The 14,291-nt window shown below is 55.8% G+C and carries 15 protein-coding genes; all 15 read right to left on the reverse strand.

Annotation, left to right across the window (positions count from 1 at the left end; all coding sequences use genetic code 11):
• Positions 1-95: 95 nt before the first annotated feature.
• Positions 96-494: a DUF2802 domain-containing protein gene (locus PS2015_RS08305; protein WP_058021762.1), complete on the reverse strand. Its 399-nt coding sequence runs from the start codon at positions 492-494 to the stop codon at positions 96-98.
• A 24-nt stretch (positions 495-518) separates the two neighbouring features.
• The gene (locus PS2015_RS08310; RefSeq protein ID WP_058021763.1) at positions 519-989 is read right to left on the reverse strand and encodes a chemotaxis protein CheW; all 471 of its coding nucleotides are present in this window, start codon (positions 987-989) and stop codon (positions 519-521) included.
• A gap of 87 nt (positions 990-1,076) precedes the next feature.
• A complete protein-coding gene (locus PS2015_RS08315) occupies positions 1,077-1,775 on the reverse strand; it encodes a chemotaxis protein CheW (RefSeq protein ID WP_058021764.1) in 699 nt (232 codons plus the stop codon).
• Positions 1,768-2,577: a ParA family protein gene (locus PS2015_RS08320; RefSeq protein ID WP_058021765.1), complete on the reverse strand. Its 810-nt coding sequence runs from the start codon at positions 2,575-2,577 to the stop codon at positions 1,768-1,770. Before PS2015_RS08320 ends, PS2015_RS08315 begins: the two co-directional genes overlap by 8 nt.
• 1 nt (position 2,578) lies before the next feature.
• Positions 2,579-3,667 carry a protein-glutamate methylesterase/protein-glutamine glutaminase gene (locus tag PS2015_RS08325; protein WP_058021766.1) on the reverse strand — a complete coding sequence of 363 codons (1,089 nt, stop codon included), beginning with the start codon at positions 3,665-3,667 and terminating at the stop codon, positions 2,579-2,581.
• Between the two features lie 14 nt (positions 3,668-3,681).
• Positions 3,682-5,721 (reverse strand): chemotaxis protein CheA, encoded by a 2,040-nt coding sequence (locus PS2015_RS08330; RefSeq protein WP_058021767.1) that lies wholly within the window; start codon positions 5,719-5,721, stop codon positions 3,682-3,684.
• Between the two features lie 51 nt (positions 5,722-5,772).
• Positions 5,773-6,459: a protein phosphatase CheZ gene (locus PS2015_RS08335; RefSeq protein ID WP_058021768.1), complete on the reverse strand. Its 687-nt coding sequence runs from the start codon at positions 6,457-6,459 to the stop codon at positions 5,773-5,775.
• Positions 6,460-6,471: 12 nt separating this feature from the next.
• Entirely contained in the window at positions 6,472-6,864 is a 393-nt protein-coding gene (gene cheY / locus PS2015_RS08340; RefSeq protein WP_058021769.1) for a chemotaxis response regulator CheY, read from the reverse strand.
• A 117-nt stretch (positions 6,865-6,981) separates the two neighbouring features.
• Positions 6,982-7,704: an RNA polymerase sigma factor FliA gene (locus PS2015_RS08345; RefSeq protein WP_058021770.1), complete on the reverse strand. Its 723-nt coding sequence runs from the start codon at positions 7,702-7,704 to the stop codon at positions 6,982-6,984.
• Between the two features lie 3 nt (positions 7,705-7,707).
• On the reverse strand, positions 7,708-8,514 hold the full coding sequence (locus PS2015_RS08350) for a MinD/ParA family protein (RefSeq protein WP_211271208.1): 807 nt from the start codon (positions 8,512-8,514) through the stop codon (positions 7,708-7,710).
• A gap of 31 nt (positions 8,515-8,545) precedes the next feature.
• On the reverse strand, positions 8,546-9,694 hold the full coding sequence (gene flhF, locus PS2015_RS08355; protein ID WP_058021771.1) for a flagellar biosynthesis GTPase FlhF: 1,149 nt from the start codon (positions 9,692-9,694) through the stop codon (positions 8,546-8,548).
• 24 nt (positions 9,695-9,718) lie between these two features.
• Positions 9,719-11,836, reverse strand: a complete 2,118-nt coding sequence (gene flhA, locus PS2015_RS08360) for a flagellar biosynthesis protein FlhA (protein ID WP_058023223.1) — start codon at positions 11,834-11,836, stop codon at positions 9,719-9,721.
• A 223-nt stretch (positions 11,837-12,059) separates the two neighbouring features.
• Positions 12,060-13,202 carry a flagellar biosynthesis protein FlhB gene (gene flhB, locus PS2015_RS08365; RefSeq protein WP_058021772.1) on the reverse strand — a complete coding sequence of 381 codons (1,143 nt, stop codon included), beginning with the start codon at positions 13,200-13,202 and terminating at the stop codon, positions 12,060-12,062.
• 41 nt (positions 13,203-13,243) lie between these two features.
• The gene (gene fliR / locus PS2015_RS08370) at positions 13,244-14,017 is read right to left on the reverse strand and encodes a flagellar biosynthetic protein FliR (RefSeq protein ID WP_058021773.1); all 774 of its coding nucleotides are present in this window, start codon (positions 14,015-14,017) and stop codon (positions 13,244-13,246) included.
• A 4-nt stretch (positions 14,018-14,021) separates the two neighbouring features.
• The gene (gene fliQ / locus PS2015_RS08375; RefSeq protein WP_058021774.1) at positions 14,022-14,291 is read right to left on the reverse strand and encodes a flagellar biosynthesis protein FliQ; all 270 of its coding nucleotides are present in this window, start codon (positions 14,289-14,291) and stop codon (positions 14,022-14,024) included.

A 14,291-nucleotide genomic window follows, 5' to 3' on the forward strand; every position in this document is an offset into this window, starting at 1 on the left:
TCCCCCCCGCCGGGGGTGTGGGGAAAGAAGATGGCCGGTCACGACCGTGCAGGTCAACCCCCAGCCCGCTCCCCAACAGAACCTCTGCAAAGCACTCAGAGCCTGACGCCGTCTCCTACGCCGCGCGCGGCCATCAGGGAGACAAGTTTGGCTTCGGCTTCTGAGAGGCCGCAGGATTTGACCAGTTCGGCGGGGTCGGCGCCCATCTGCACAAGCTTGCTGGCCTGGGCATAGGTCAGGCTGCCGCTGTCCTTGTTTTCAAGGTCCTGCTGGCGTCTCTGGGTCTGAGTGACGCGCTGGTCCAGGGTAATCAAGGATTGTCCAAGCTGACCGACGGCCTGGCCGGTTTTACGCAACAGAGATTCGTGACGTGAACTGGCGGCGGCAAGGGAGGCCTGCAATTCACGCAACCGACGCATCTGCACAAACTGCATCACGATGAGCACGCAGCACAGCGTCGCCAGAATTCCTGCAATAATCATTGTTGCCATCATGTACATTCTCCGGAACGGCGGCTGTCAGTTATCCAGCTCAGCCAGTTCTTCTTCGGTTAACAGCTTGTCCAGTTCGACCAAGATCAGCAAGGCGTCATCACGATGGCAAACGCCGGTGATAAAGCGAGCGGTTTCGTCTTTGTTCACCTGGGGTGCCGTTTCGATTTCAGAGCGGCGTAAATAGACAACTTCTGCCACGCTGTCCACAACAATGCCAATCACATGACGGCCTATCTCGATAATCACGATTCGGGTATTGTCGTCCGATTCACGATCCGGCAATCCAAAACGCCGCCGGGTATTGATCACCGAGATCACCGTACCGCGTATGTTGATGATACCCATCACATAGTCAGGTGCACCGGGAACCGGCGCAATATCCTGAAACTTCAGCACTTCTTTGACCGCCATGACATTGACGCCATAGGTTTCATTATCAAGCTGAAATGTGACCCATTGCAGGACCTGATCATCCTGTTGTTTAAGTTCCGCCATTGCTACCCTCAAATCAAAGCGTCAAAAAATTAGCGTTTTGCCTGAATTTACGCAGTATGCGCGATTCATGCAGAATTCGTGCCGGTTTCAGTCGACATCACTGGCAACTTCTGATGCTTCAAGCATGCGGTGAAGTGCAGCAATATCCAGCATAGTACACAGACTTTCGAGCAAGGTGCCGGCCTGCCACGGACGAGCGCCGCGCTGCTCTCGCATGCGGATCTTTGAAGACTCCAGGCGCACAGACTGCTGAGCCACATCAACTGCCAGCGCCCAATTGGAATCGCCCAGCACCACCACTGACCGATAGCGCTGGCGATGCCCTTCGTCACATTCCCGCTCCGGCATCAGAAACTGATGGGTGTCAACGACTCTCAGATTACGCCCGTTCCAGCGCATCAACCCCATAAACCACGGTGCCTGACCCGCCAACGGCTGCAAACTGTCATCAATCACACTGATGCCGCCCAGATCCTGCAACGGCGCCGCCAGCTCAATGTCCCCCACCTCAAACAATAACGCCGGAATGACGCTGGGGACGGAGGCCGCCTCCGTCCCCGGTGTAGGTGGTGACGCTGGGGACGTAGACTGTCTCCGTCCCTGGGGACGGAGACAGTCTACGTCCCCAGGGGAACCTTCCCCCGGCCCGGCGGTCTGCCGACTGGCGTTGTCAGTAGAAGGGACGGAGACCACCTCGGTCTCCTGAGCAGCCTCCGTCCCCTCGCGCAGCAAAGCATCCAGGTAGTCCTGAACGATATCGATCTGCTCAGCCGTATTACTAACCATTCGCTGCTACTCCTGCCGTAGACGTCAAAGCTGATTCCGCCTTCAACAAGGTCTTCAGCAGGGAACCGTAGGCCTGGATGCCGCGACTGTCAGGGTCCAGCGCCAGCGGCGTGACGCCCTGAGAGCTGGCATCTCGCAAGCGGGTATCCACTGGAATGGCGGCGTGCCAGGTGACGTCCGGCCAGGTTTTTCGCATGTGGCGGAAGCTGCTCACCGACGCCTGAGTGCGTCGGTCAAAGAGCGTGGGTACCAGCAGGTAAGGCAGCGGTTGACGACGGGAGCGATTGACCATATTCAGTGTATTGAGCATACGCTCCACCCCTTTGATGGCCAGAAATTCCGTCTGCACCGGAATAATCAGGCGTTCAGAGGCGGCGAGCGCATTAATCAGCAGCACACCCAGGGTCGGCGGACTGTCAATCAACACATAATCGTAATCATCCCACAGACGACTCAAGGCGCGCGAAATCGCCAGCCCCATGCCTTCCTGCGTCACGGCACTGCGCTCCAGAGTAGCCAGTGCCGTGCTGCCCGGTACCAGATGCAGATTCCTGGTATCAGTGTGTCGTATACAGCCGTTTAAAACATCCTCTGCCAGTTTGCCAGGCGCTGCAAACCAGTGAAAACTGCTTTGAGCTGCCTGCTCTGGAGAATGTCCGAAATAACTGCCCAGCGAACCCTGTGGGTCCAGGTCCAGCATCAACACACGCTTGCCTTTGTCAGCCAGCAGACAGCCAAGGGCAACTGTGGTCGTCGTTTTCCCGACCCCGCCCTTTTGATTGGCAACTGACCATACGTGCATTTCAGCTAAACTCCTCACACAAACGCGGCGCCACTTTTTCCAGGCTGAGCACTTCATCAACCAGACCGGCTTTGGCCACCGCCATCGGCATGCCATAGATGACCGAACTGGCCTCATCCTGAGCCCAGATACTGGCACCCTGTGCTTTTAACAAGCGGGCACCATCGCGGCCATCGGACCCCATGCCGGTCAGCACCACGCCCAGCACCTTGCCGCCCAGATCCCGCGATGCCGAACCAAAGGTTACATCCAGCGACGGTTTATAATTGAGCCGTTCATCTCCATCAACCACCCGCACCCGCATGACGGGCCTGCCCTCCAGCAGCATCTGCTTACCACCCGGTGCCAGATAGGCATGTCCGGGCTTTAACACATCGCCATCGACTGCTTCTGCGATGCCAATCTGACAAATGCGATTCAGACGTTCAGCAAAGGCTTTGGTAAAGGTGCCGGGCATATGCTGAACCAACACAATCGGCAGTGGAAAATTCGCCGGCAAGGCGGTCAGGACCTGTTGCAAGGCCATTGGTCCGCCTGTCGAAGCGCCAATAATCACTAATTGAACGCCCCGTGGGGAACTGCGACGCGCCGCAGCCGCCGTGTTTGACGCCGACACAGGCGCAGGGGTCGCAGCCGCTCTCTCGTCGGGCGTGACCACCGAGCCTGACACTGGCACCGGGCGCCGCCGGGGTCCGCTGCGCGACACCACCACGATGCGCTCACACAAAATCTTTTGCAACTCCTCAGCGTGCCGTGAGATATCTTCGAAATTCTTTGGCAGATAATCCACCGCGCCGGCTTCCAGTGCATCCAGCGTAACCCGCGCGCCTTCGTAAGTCAGCGAGGAAAACATCAGCACCGGTGTTGGCCGGATCTGCTGAATCTGTCGCACAGCCGTGATGCCATCCATTACCGGCATCTCATAATCCATGGTAATCACATCGGGTTTAAGTGCACGAACCTGATCTATAGCCTCCTGTCCGTTGCTGGCGGTTCCCACCACCTCGAGACGGCTGTCGCCATTGATCAATTCCGTTAATCGCCGACGGAAAAATCCCGAATCATCAACCACCAACACCCGAATACGCATAACAAGCTATTCCCTCAGGCCGCGTAACGCTTCAGCAATCCGGGCACATCCAGAATCACCGCAATACGCCCGTCACCGGTAATTGTTGCACCAGCCATGCCCGGCGTGCCATGCAGCATACGTCCCAGCGGTTTGATAACAACTTCTTCCTGGCCAATTAACGTATCAACCACAAAACCGACGCGCTGCGCACCAACACTGACAATCACCACATTCGCTTCTGTGGCATTTTCTGCCTGCTGGCTGCCACCCGCACTGAGCCAGCGACGCAGATGGAACAGTGGCAGAGCTTTATCGCGCACCGTTACCACCTGTTGTCCATCCACAATATGTGTGCGACTCAGGTCCAGATTGAATATTTCATTTACATTAGCCAGCGGCAAAGCAAAGGTCTGATCGGCCACCACGATCATCAGCGTCGGCATGATGGCCAATGTCAACGGAACCTTGATCTCGATGCGCGAACCTTTACCCGGATTGGAATCAATCACCACAGAGCCATTAAGCTGTGAGATCTTGGTCTTGACCACATCCATGCCCACACCACGACCCGATACATCAGAGACCTCGGTTTTTGTTGAGAAACCAGGCGCAAAAATCAGATCGAAACACTCACTGCGACTCAGACGGTCAGCCGCATCCTTGTCCATCAGACCTTTTTCAACCGCCTTGCGTCGCAACACCTCAGGATCCATACCGTTGCCATCATCGCAGATGGTCAGCAGAATATGATCACCCTCCTGCTCAGCAGTCAACAGCACTGTGCCCTGGCGAGGCTTGCCATTTTTCTCGCGGACCTCTGGCAGTTCGATGCCGTGATCAACCGCATTTCGCACCAGATGCACAAGGGGATCGGCCAGCGCTTCAACCAGATTTTTGTCCAGGTCTGTTTCTTCCCCATGCAGCTCAAGCGACACCTCTTTTTTCAGGCTTCGCGCCAGGTCTCTTACAACACGCGGAAAGCGACCAAAGACTTTCTTGATAGGCTGCATACGGGTCTTCATGACAGAAGTCTGCAGATCGGCAGTCACAAGATCGAGATTGGCAACCGCTTTAGAGAGCATTTCATCTGCGGCCGTCGATCCGATACGCACCAGCCGATTGCGAACCAGTACCAGTTCGCCCACCATATTCATGATTTCATCAAGTCGACGGGTATCAACCCTCACAGTCGTCTCGGGCGCTTCCTTGGCCGCTGCGGGGGCGGCGGCTGCCTTGCCGGACGAAGGCGGCGGCGATGACGGAACAGCTTTCAGCTCGGGACGCGGTTTGGGGGAAGCAGACGAAGACTCAGAAGGTTTGACTGTATTGTCGGCATCAAGGCCTTGCGGAATTCCTTTGTGCGACCCGGCACCATGCAGCTGATCCAACAGCGCCTCAAACTCATCGTCGGTAATTTCATCGCTGTCGGAACTGGCCTCTGCCGGTTTCTGCGGGGCCGCTGATGCGTCGCTGGCCGCCGCTTTTCCCTGCAATTGATCAAGCAAGGCCTCAAATTCTTCTTCGGATATTTCATCGTCAGATGCCGGCTTATCAGCCTCGGCTTCGCTGGCGATATCAGCAGAGTCCAGCGCCGCCAATAGCTCATCGAACTCCGCATCGCTCATCTCATCATCAGCAGTGGTCGCCGGTTCATCATCAGAACGCACACTGGCGGGCATATCCTCGCCACTGGCCAGCGCCTGCAGCGCATCCAGCAGGCTTTGCGGCGCCGGGTCCGGTTGATGTCGCTCCTTCACCTGGGCGAACATCTCGTTAACGGTATCCAGCGCCTGCAGCACAATGTCCATCAACTCGGGTGTGACATGACGATGACCGTTGCGCAGATTATCAAACAGGTTTTCAGTTACATGACAGCAATCCACCATGGCATTGAGCTGCAAAAAGCCAGCCCCGCCTTTGACGGTATGGAAACCGCGAAAGATGGCATTCAGCAGATTTTTATCATCGGGCTGCTTCTCCAGATCGACCAATTGCTCAGAGAGCTGTTCAAGAATTTCGCCGGCTTCAACCAGGAAATCCTCGAGTATCTCTTCGTCATCAAAAAAACTCATGCTGTCTAACCTCTTCACCTGCCGCTGTTCAGCCGACCGCTGTTGCTTGAGTCAAAACCCCAGACTGGAGAGCAGATCATCTACATCATCCTGCCCGGAAACCACGTCGCGCTTACTGCCGCTTTTCACCTGAGGGCCTTCAGCCCGGATACGGCTTTGCTCGTCATCAAGCTTGAGTACAGTGCTGACACCCGACTCAATGCCAGCTATCTGCTCTACATTACTGGCCAGTTTCACCAGATTGACCAGACTCTTCTCAACGTCGCTGACCAGCTCGATGACTCGCTTGATGACCTGACCACTCAAGTCCTGAAAACCCTGGGCCATCAGTATCTCGGTCAGATGCTCGTGAATGCCCGCACCCTGCGTTGATAAGAGGTCCAGCAGTCCGGAAACACGATCAAACAATTGTTGCTGTTCGGCGTCCAACTTGCGATCTGCCAGATAGGCAGTCCAGTCAGCCTGCAGAGCTGAGCCCTGATCAACCATATTACGGATCACCGGCGCGGCTTCATCAACCCGGTCCATCGTCTTGTTGGCGGCTTCTTCAGTCATCTTGATGACGTAATTCAGACGGCTGCGGGCATCGGCCATCTCGGACAGTTCATGTTCTACCTCTTCACTGGCCTGCAAACCAATGCCCAGATGGAAATCCCGGATGGCCGTGTGCAGCGCCCGGGTCAGCCGACCCACCTCGTGATACAGTCGTTCGTAACGCTCCTGGTCAATCTCAGACACGCCCCGCCCTCCTTAGCCGTTGGCTTCTATGCGTTCAAAGATCTTTTCAATCTTTTCCTGCAGGGCGGCGGCGGTAAACGGCTTGACCACATAACCGTTCACACCGGCCTGCGCGGCGGCGATGATCTGGTCACGCTTGGCCTCGGCGGTGACCATCAACACCGGCAAAGAACGCAGCTTGTCACTGGCGCGAACCGCCTTGAGCAAATCAATACCGGTCATGCCAGGCATGTTCCAGTCAGTGATCAAGAAATCAAAATTGCCATTCTCCAGCATGGGTAATGCCGAGTTCCCATCGTCAGCCTCCGCTGTATTGGTAAAGCCAAGGTCCCGCAACAGGTTTTTGATAATACGTCGCATTGTTGAGAAGTCGTCAACAATGAGAATCTTCATGTTCTTGTCCAAAACCGCCTCCCGGTCATCGCATCAGTCAAAGGAGCTCCCCGACTGATAAAGGATCTCCCTGGCTAGGTTATCGCTTGATTTGAAAAAATATTTAGGGGAAAGTTTGCGCCGACGCCTTCAGCGCCAGTCTTTGAGTCGGGAACGCAGACGCAGAGCCGCCTGAGAATGGATCTGACTGACACGGGATTCGCTGACGCCCAGCACCTCACCAATCTCTTTGAGATTGAGCTCTTCGTCATAATACAGCGCCAGCACCAGCTTTTCACGTTCCGGCAAACCTTCTATGGCCTGCGCCAGGTGTTCCCGGAATGTCTCATCCTGCAGTTCGTGAGCCGGCCCATCCGCTTCGCCGGCCAGGGTATCCAGATTACCGTCATCTCCGCCGCCGGTCAGATCGTCAAAGCTGAACAGACGGCTGCCGGAGGCATCCTGCAGAATCGCGTAGTAGGTCTCCAGATCAATGCCCAGCTCTTCCGCCACTTCATGGTCCTTGGCATCTGTTCCGGTACGCGATTCCACCGCTTTCACGGCATCAGCCACCTGCCGTGACTTGCGATGCACTGAGCGCGGCGCCCAGTCGCCCTTACGGATTTCGTCAAGCATGGCACCGCGGATACGAATACCGGCATAGGTCTCAAAACTGGCGCCTTTGGACATGTCGTATTTGCGTGCGGCCTCCAGCAGGCCAATCATGCCGGATTGCACCAGGTCATCCAGTTGCACACTGGAGGGCATGCGCATCAACAAGTGATGCGCAATACGCTTGACTAGGGGCGCGTGACGGTTCACCAATTCATTGGCGTCCGCCATCTGTGCTTCCTGATACGCCGAGGCACTCATTGCTCAGTTCATACCCTGCACCAGACGTTCAACAAAAAATTCCAGATGGCCACTGGCTTGCGTACGAACCGGCCACTGCACCACCTCTTTAGCGAGTCTGCGATACGCATCGGCGGCTCGCGAGCCGGGATACATATCCAGCAAGGGCCGCTGCTTCTGACCGGCCTTACGCAGATTTTCATCATAGGGGATGTCACCGGCATAGTGCAGATTAACATCCAGAAAGCGGCCGGCAACTGCCGAAAAGCGCTGAAACATCAAACGCCCTTCTTCCTGCTTGCGGGTCATATTGGCCAGAATACGGAAATCACGCACCTGACAGTCACGATTCAGGAGCTTGATCAGCGCGTAGGCGTCCGTCATGGACGACGGTTCGTCACAGACAACAACCAGCACCTCCTGCGCAGCACGCACAAAACTGACCACAGAATCGGAAATACCGGCCGCTGTATCAATAACGAGCACGTCCAGCTCATCAGCCAGATCACTGAAGGCATGGATAATGCCGGCATGCTGACCGGCCCCCAGATTAACCAGCGACTGAACGCCGGATGAGGCAGGAATGATTTTGATGCCGTGAGTTTCAACCAGCACATCGCGCAGTTCACAATCACCCGACATCACATCGGCAATCGTACGTGGTGCCTTGACGCCCAGCAGAATATCCACATTCGCCAGTCCCAGGTCGGCATCCATCAGCACCACCCGTTTGCCGGCCTGGGCCAATGCCAGACTCAGATTTACAGAGATACTGGTCTTGCCAACGCCACCTTTGCCGCCGGTCACTGCCAGTACTTGAATGGGATGCATCCCTATACGTCTCCCCAAAATATAATGCAGACTACATCAGAGCCCGATTGGCCAGGGCGGTATTACCCGCCGCCTGGCTGCCATATTCGTTCACTACACGATTACGATCAACCGGTATCGCTGCCTGCGCCCGGCCCAGAGCAACCGCTCTTTTGACAAGCGCCTGACCGGTCGCCAGAGACAGATCATCCGGAATCGATTGGCCAAAGGTTTCATAAACCACCGGCAATTGCCGCTCAATACACAGCCCCAGCGCCTCACCCATTACACAGGCTTCGTCCAGATGCGTCAGAATACAGCCTGATATCGCTGCCGTCGAACAACTTTTCCAGGCAGCATTAAGCACCTGCGCCTGCGTTGTACTGGGCAGGACCAGCCATTTGTGAACCTGCGGCTGAGCCTGCAGCTCTGTCAATTGACGCATCTGTTCCGGATGTCGTGACGGCAGCCCGGCTGTGTCTATCAATACTAACTTTTTATGTGACAAACTCTCCAGCGTCTCTGCCAGAGAATGTTGATTATCAACAATCCTGACGCTCACGCCAAGTATGCGGCCCAATGTGCGCAGTTGCTCATGCGCGGCCAGCCGGAAGCTGTCGGTGGTCACCAAGGCCACTTCTTCAGCCCCGTGACGCAGAACGTAGCGCGTCGCCAGCTTGGCAATAGTGGTGGTTTTGCCTGCACCGGTAGGACCCAGCAGTGCAAATATACCACCCTGCTCCACCAGATCCTCACCCGCCACCGGTATAATTTTCGAGAGCGTCGCGAGCACCTGACGCCAAAGCTGTTCCAGCGTGCGAGCCTGTCCGGCCTGATCCAGCAGACGCCGGTTCACAGATCCGGGCAACCCCATGGTGCTCAGTCGTTCCCAGATCGCCGCCTGTGCAGGTGTCTGACGAGCAAACTGATCCCAGGCCAACCCGTTCAGACGCTGCTGCAACAAGCTGCGGATACTGTTCAGTTCCGAGCGCATGGCACCGAATTCCGCCTTGCTTACGGAGTCGTCGACGGCCGCCTGGGCGGCGGCCTTGTCCGGTGCCGGTGGTGACTGGGTGGCCACCACTTCCACACCGCCGGTAACGCTGCGGGTAGACAAGATAGCGGCATCCTCACCCAGGGCATCGCGCACCTGTGTCAGTGCGCTGCGCATATCCTTAGCCACAAATTTTTTAAGTTGCATGCTCAAGTCCTCTCACCCGCTGATTTATTGGCCAATCGTTGCCACAATTGTGATCTGTTTGTTGTCCGGAATTTCCTGATAGGAAAGTACCTTGACGCCGGACGTCGTAAACCGGATAAAGCGGCTCAGCATCGGTCGCAACGGCGCCGCTACCAGCAAAACGGCAGGATTACCGGCAATTTCCTGCCGCTGTGCCGCCTGCACCAGTGCCTGTTGCAGTCGCTCGGCGATACCAGGCTCAATAACCACGTTGTCATCGCCGCCTCCGCCTTGCTGAGCTGATTGTTGTACTGCTTTAAGCAATATCTGTTCCAATGCCGGATCAAGGGTGATCACCGGCAACTCCGAACGGTTGCCGAAGATGCCTTGTACAATGACCCGGGCCAGTGATACGCGAACCGCCGATGTCAGTGCACCGGGATCCTGACTGCGCGCCGAGGCCACTGCCAGCGCCTCACCGATGGTGCGCATGTCCTTGACCGGTATGCCTTCCTGCAGCAGGTTCTGCAGCACCCGGCGCAGAATATTGGGGTTAATCAGCCCTGGCAGCTCTTCGGCCAGTTTCCTGGAGGTTTTGCCCAGCATCGCCAGCAGCTCATGCACTTCGTCATGACCCAGCAATTCGTGAGCATGCTGCTGCAGCAGAGTGTTCATATGCGTTGCCACCACCGTGCTGGCATCCACTACGGTGTAACCCAGGGCCTGCACCTGCTCGCGCTGTCCAGGCTCTATCCAGATCGCGTCCAGGCCAAAGGCAGGATCCTTTGCCGCAATGCCCTGCGCCTCGCCATAGACCTGACCCGGATTTATAGCCATCTCACGTTCGGGGTAGATCTCCGCACCGCCGATATTTACACCCATCAGGTTGATGCGATACTCGTTGGGCTGCAGATCCAGGTTGTCGCGGATATGCACAGACGGCACCAGGAAACCCAGATCCTGAGACAACTTTTTGCGGATACCTTTTATGCGCGCCAACAGAGGGCCGCCCTGCGACTTGTCCACCAGGGGGATCAGGCGGTAGCCAACTTCCAGCCCCACCACATCGACCGGCGTCACATCATTCCAGCCCAGCTCCTGCGGTTCCGCGTCAGCCTTCTGCTTTTCCGCCTCGGCTTTTTTTGCGACCTCGTCATCAAGCACATCGCCGGTGACTTTTTGTTGCCGCCAATAAATAGCGAAGGATCCGACGGCGGCAGCCAGCGCCAAAGACAGGAAGGCAAAATGCGGCATGCCCGGCACCACACCCATCACAAACAAAACCATGGCAGCGATGCCCAGCGAGCGCGGCGAGGCAAACATCTGTCCCACCACCTGCGCGCCCATCATTTCGGAGTTGTTATTGCGCGTGACCATGATGGCCGCTGCCGTCGACAGCACCAGTGCCGGAATCTGCGCCACCAGACCATCACCGATTGTCAGCAGTGCGTAGCGCTCTGCAGCGGTGGCAAAGTCCAGCCCGTGCTGCATGATCCCGATGGCCAGACCACCGAGAATATTGATCACCAGAATCAGGATGCCGGCGATTGCATCGCCTTTCACAAATTTGCTGGCACCATCCATGGCACCATAAAAGTCTGCTTCCTGGGTGATATCCTGGCGACGGACACGAGCCTGTTCCTGATCGATAATGCCGGCGTTCAGGTCCGCGTCTACCGCCATCTGTTTACCCGGCATGGCATCCAGGGTGAAGCGGGCGCTGACCTCAGCGATACGGCCGGCACCTTTGGTCACGACCACAAAATTGATGATGATCAGGATGAGGAAAACAATCAGACCCACGGCATAGTTGCCGCCAATGACCACCTCACCGAATGACTCGATCACCCGCCCGGCAGCGGCGCCACCCTCATGACCATTAAGTAACACAACCCGCGTGGACGCTACGTTCAAGGCCAGGCGCAATAGAGTGGATACCAGTAGAATAGTCGGAAAAACCGCAAAATCCAGCGGCCGCATGGCGTACACCGCCACGCACAGCACCACCAGAGCGATGGTGATATTGAAGGTGAAAAAGACGTCCAGCAAAAACGGCGGAATTGGCAGCGTCATCATCGCAAGGATGAGTAGCAACAACACAGGTATGCCCAGATTACCGTCAGTCAGACTACGGGCATTGGCCACCAGTGTTGTGCGATTCATGTTGCTGCCCAGATTCATCATGCTCCGGAGAGTGCTCCCTTGACGGCTGACTGTCAGATTACAGTCACCCCGTCCAAATTCTTGACGCTTTATTGGCCTTTTAGGCCAAAAAAGTCGTTACCGGGAGGGGTATCGCAAGACTCATGCCAAAGCTGCCATCCGTTCGGTGGCACTCTGTCGCTAACAAAGTGAGGGGACGGAGACCAGCGCTCCGTCCCCAGCGTCAGTGGTCTCTTTTTAGTTCATCAGGTACGGGAAGATCGCTTGCCAGCGTCGGTCGCGGACCAACACCGCGTGTATGCTGGCGTAGCTGGAAGACATAGGCCAGCACCTGGGCTACGGCTTTGTACAGTCCTTCGGGGATTTCTTCGTCAACTTTGGTGTTGTAATAAATGGCACGCGCCAGAACGGGCGACTCGACAATGGGGATCTCATGTTTGTTGGCGGCCTCGCGGATACGCAACGCCATAAAGTCGATGCCTTTAGCGATCATCACCGGCGCCGCCTGACCACTGCCCTGTTTGTATTTCAGCGCTACGGCGTAATGTTCAGGGTTGGTGATGATGACGTCGGCTTCAGGCAGCGCACCCATCATCTTGTTCTGTGACATCTGATATTGCAGTTGGCGGATACGCTGCTTCACCTCAGGTTTGCCCTCGGTGTCTTTCATTTCATCCTTGACCTGCTGGTGAGTCATACGCAACTTCTCTGTGTGCGAATGAATCTGAAACGGAATATCAACCAGGGTAATCAGAATCATGGCGCAAGACATCGCCAGTACCGACCAGCCGATAATGATCATGGCATTGAGAATGGCAGGACCAATGTCCTGCTGGGAAATTGACATGATGCGATCCATGTTGAACATGAACAGCAGCAGTGCGATACCTGCCACCACCAGCACTTTGGCGGCTGCTTTTGCCAACTCCATCAGCGACTTGGGGCCAAACATGCGCTTGAGCCCGGAGCCCGGATTGAGTCGACTGAACTTGGGCATCACGGCCTTGAAGGTGAAATTCCAGCCGCCCAGACCAATCGGACCCAGAAACGCCGCCACCAACAAAATACCAAACACCGGCAGCAGCAATATCAGACCTTCCATGGCAGATATATCCAGGAATCGGACCATGGCACTGGTATCGAAAATATCCTCACGTGACAGCGAGAAATTCTGATCCATGATTCTGCCCATGGATCTGGCCATCAAACCGCCGAACATCAGCATGGCGGCCGAACCGGTGAGCAGAATGGCCATGGTATTCAGTTCTTTGGAGCGAACCGTATCCCCCTCTTCCCGCGCTTTTTCAAGTCGTTTCGGGGTGGGGTCCTGGGTCTTTTCCGCCGAGGAATCCTGTTCTTCAGCCATGACTTATCGCTCACTGGCAAAAAAGGGTAAATTAAGCGGGCTTACTGCAACAAGGCCCGCATTCGCACGAACATTTCGGCAAAAATGCCTTCGGCCGAGTCCAGAAAAAATCCCATGCTCAGCCAGATAATAAACAGACCAAACATCAGCGCGATGGGGAAACCCAGCGCAAAAATATTCATCTGTGGTGCCGCCCGGGTCATAATGCCAAAGGCGAAGTTGGTCATCAACAGCGCCGTCAATGCAGGCAATGCCAACAGCAGCGCGCTGGAAAATGCCCAGCTTATTGTGGTGACCAGTTGATAGTAGACATCCACATCAAGGCCCGAGGTCGAAATCGGAATCAACTCAAAACTCTCCGCGATCACCTCAATCATGACCAGGTGCCCGTCAAAGGAGATAAACAGCACAGTAACAAACATCAGATAAAAAGTACTGAGAATGGCCACGTTAACGCCATTGCTGGGATCGATCATGGACGCAAAACCCAGCCCCATCTGCATGGCGATCATCTGTCCCAGCAAGACAAACAATTGGAAAAGCATCTGCAGAAAAAAACCCAGTGCCGCGCCAATCAGTACCTGTTGCCCCACAATGAGCATGGCAGTTAATGAGATGCCTTCCACAGCGGGCACATCTGGCAAGGTCGGCGCAATCAGCAGTGCGACAGCAACCGCCAGAATCAGTCTTACCCGTTGCGGCACAAAATTTGATCCGAGCACCGGCGCTGCCAGGAAAAAACCCATCACACGAAACAGCGGCCAAAGAAAACTTCCGACCATGGCGCCTATCTCTGCGTCGGTAAAGGTCAGCACGGACTCAGCCTATCAGGTTCGGAATACTGAAGATGAGCGTCTCGGAGTGATCCAGAATCTTTTGCAGCAACCAGGGACCGGTAACAATAATCACTATCAAAGTGATCAGCAAACGTGGCAAAAAGCTCAGCGTTTGTTCGTTGATCTGGGTTGCCGCCTGAAAAGTACTGATCAGAAGACCGACGATCAGGCTTGGCATGACAATAACTGCCACCAGCAACACGATCAGCCACATGGCTTCGCGCCAGATAGTTACCGCTACGTCAGGTGTCAT

The sequence above is a fragment of the Pseudohongiella spirulinae genome, assembly GCF_001444425.1.
In the GTDB taxonomy this organism is placed as follows: Bacteria; Pseudomonadota; Gammaproteobacteria; order Pseudomonadales; family Pseudohongiellaceae; genus Pseudohongiella; species Pseudohongiella spirulinae.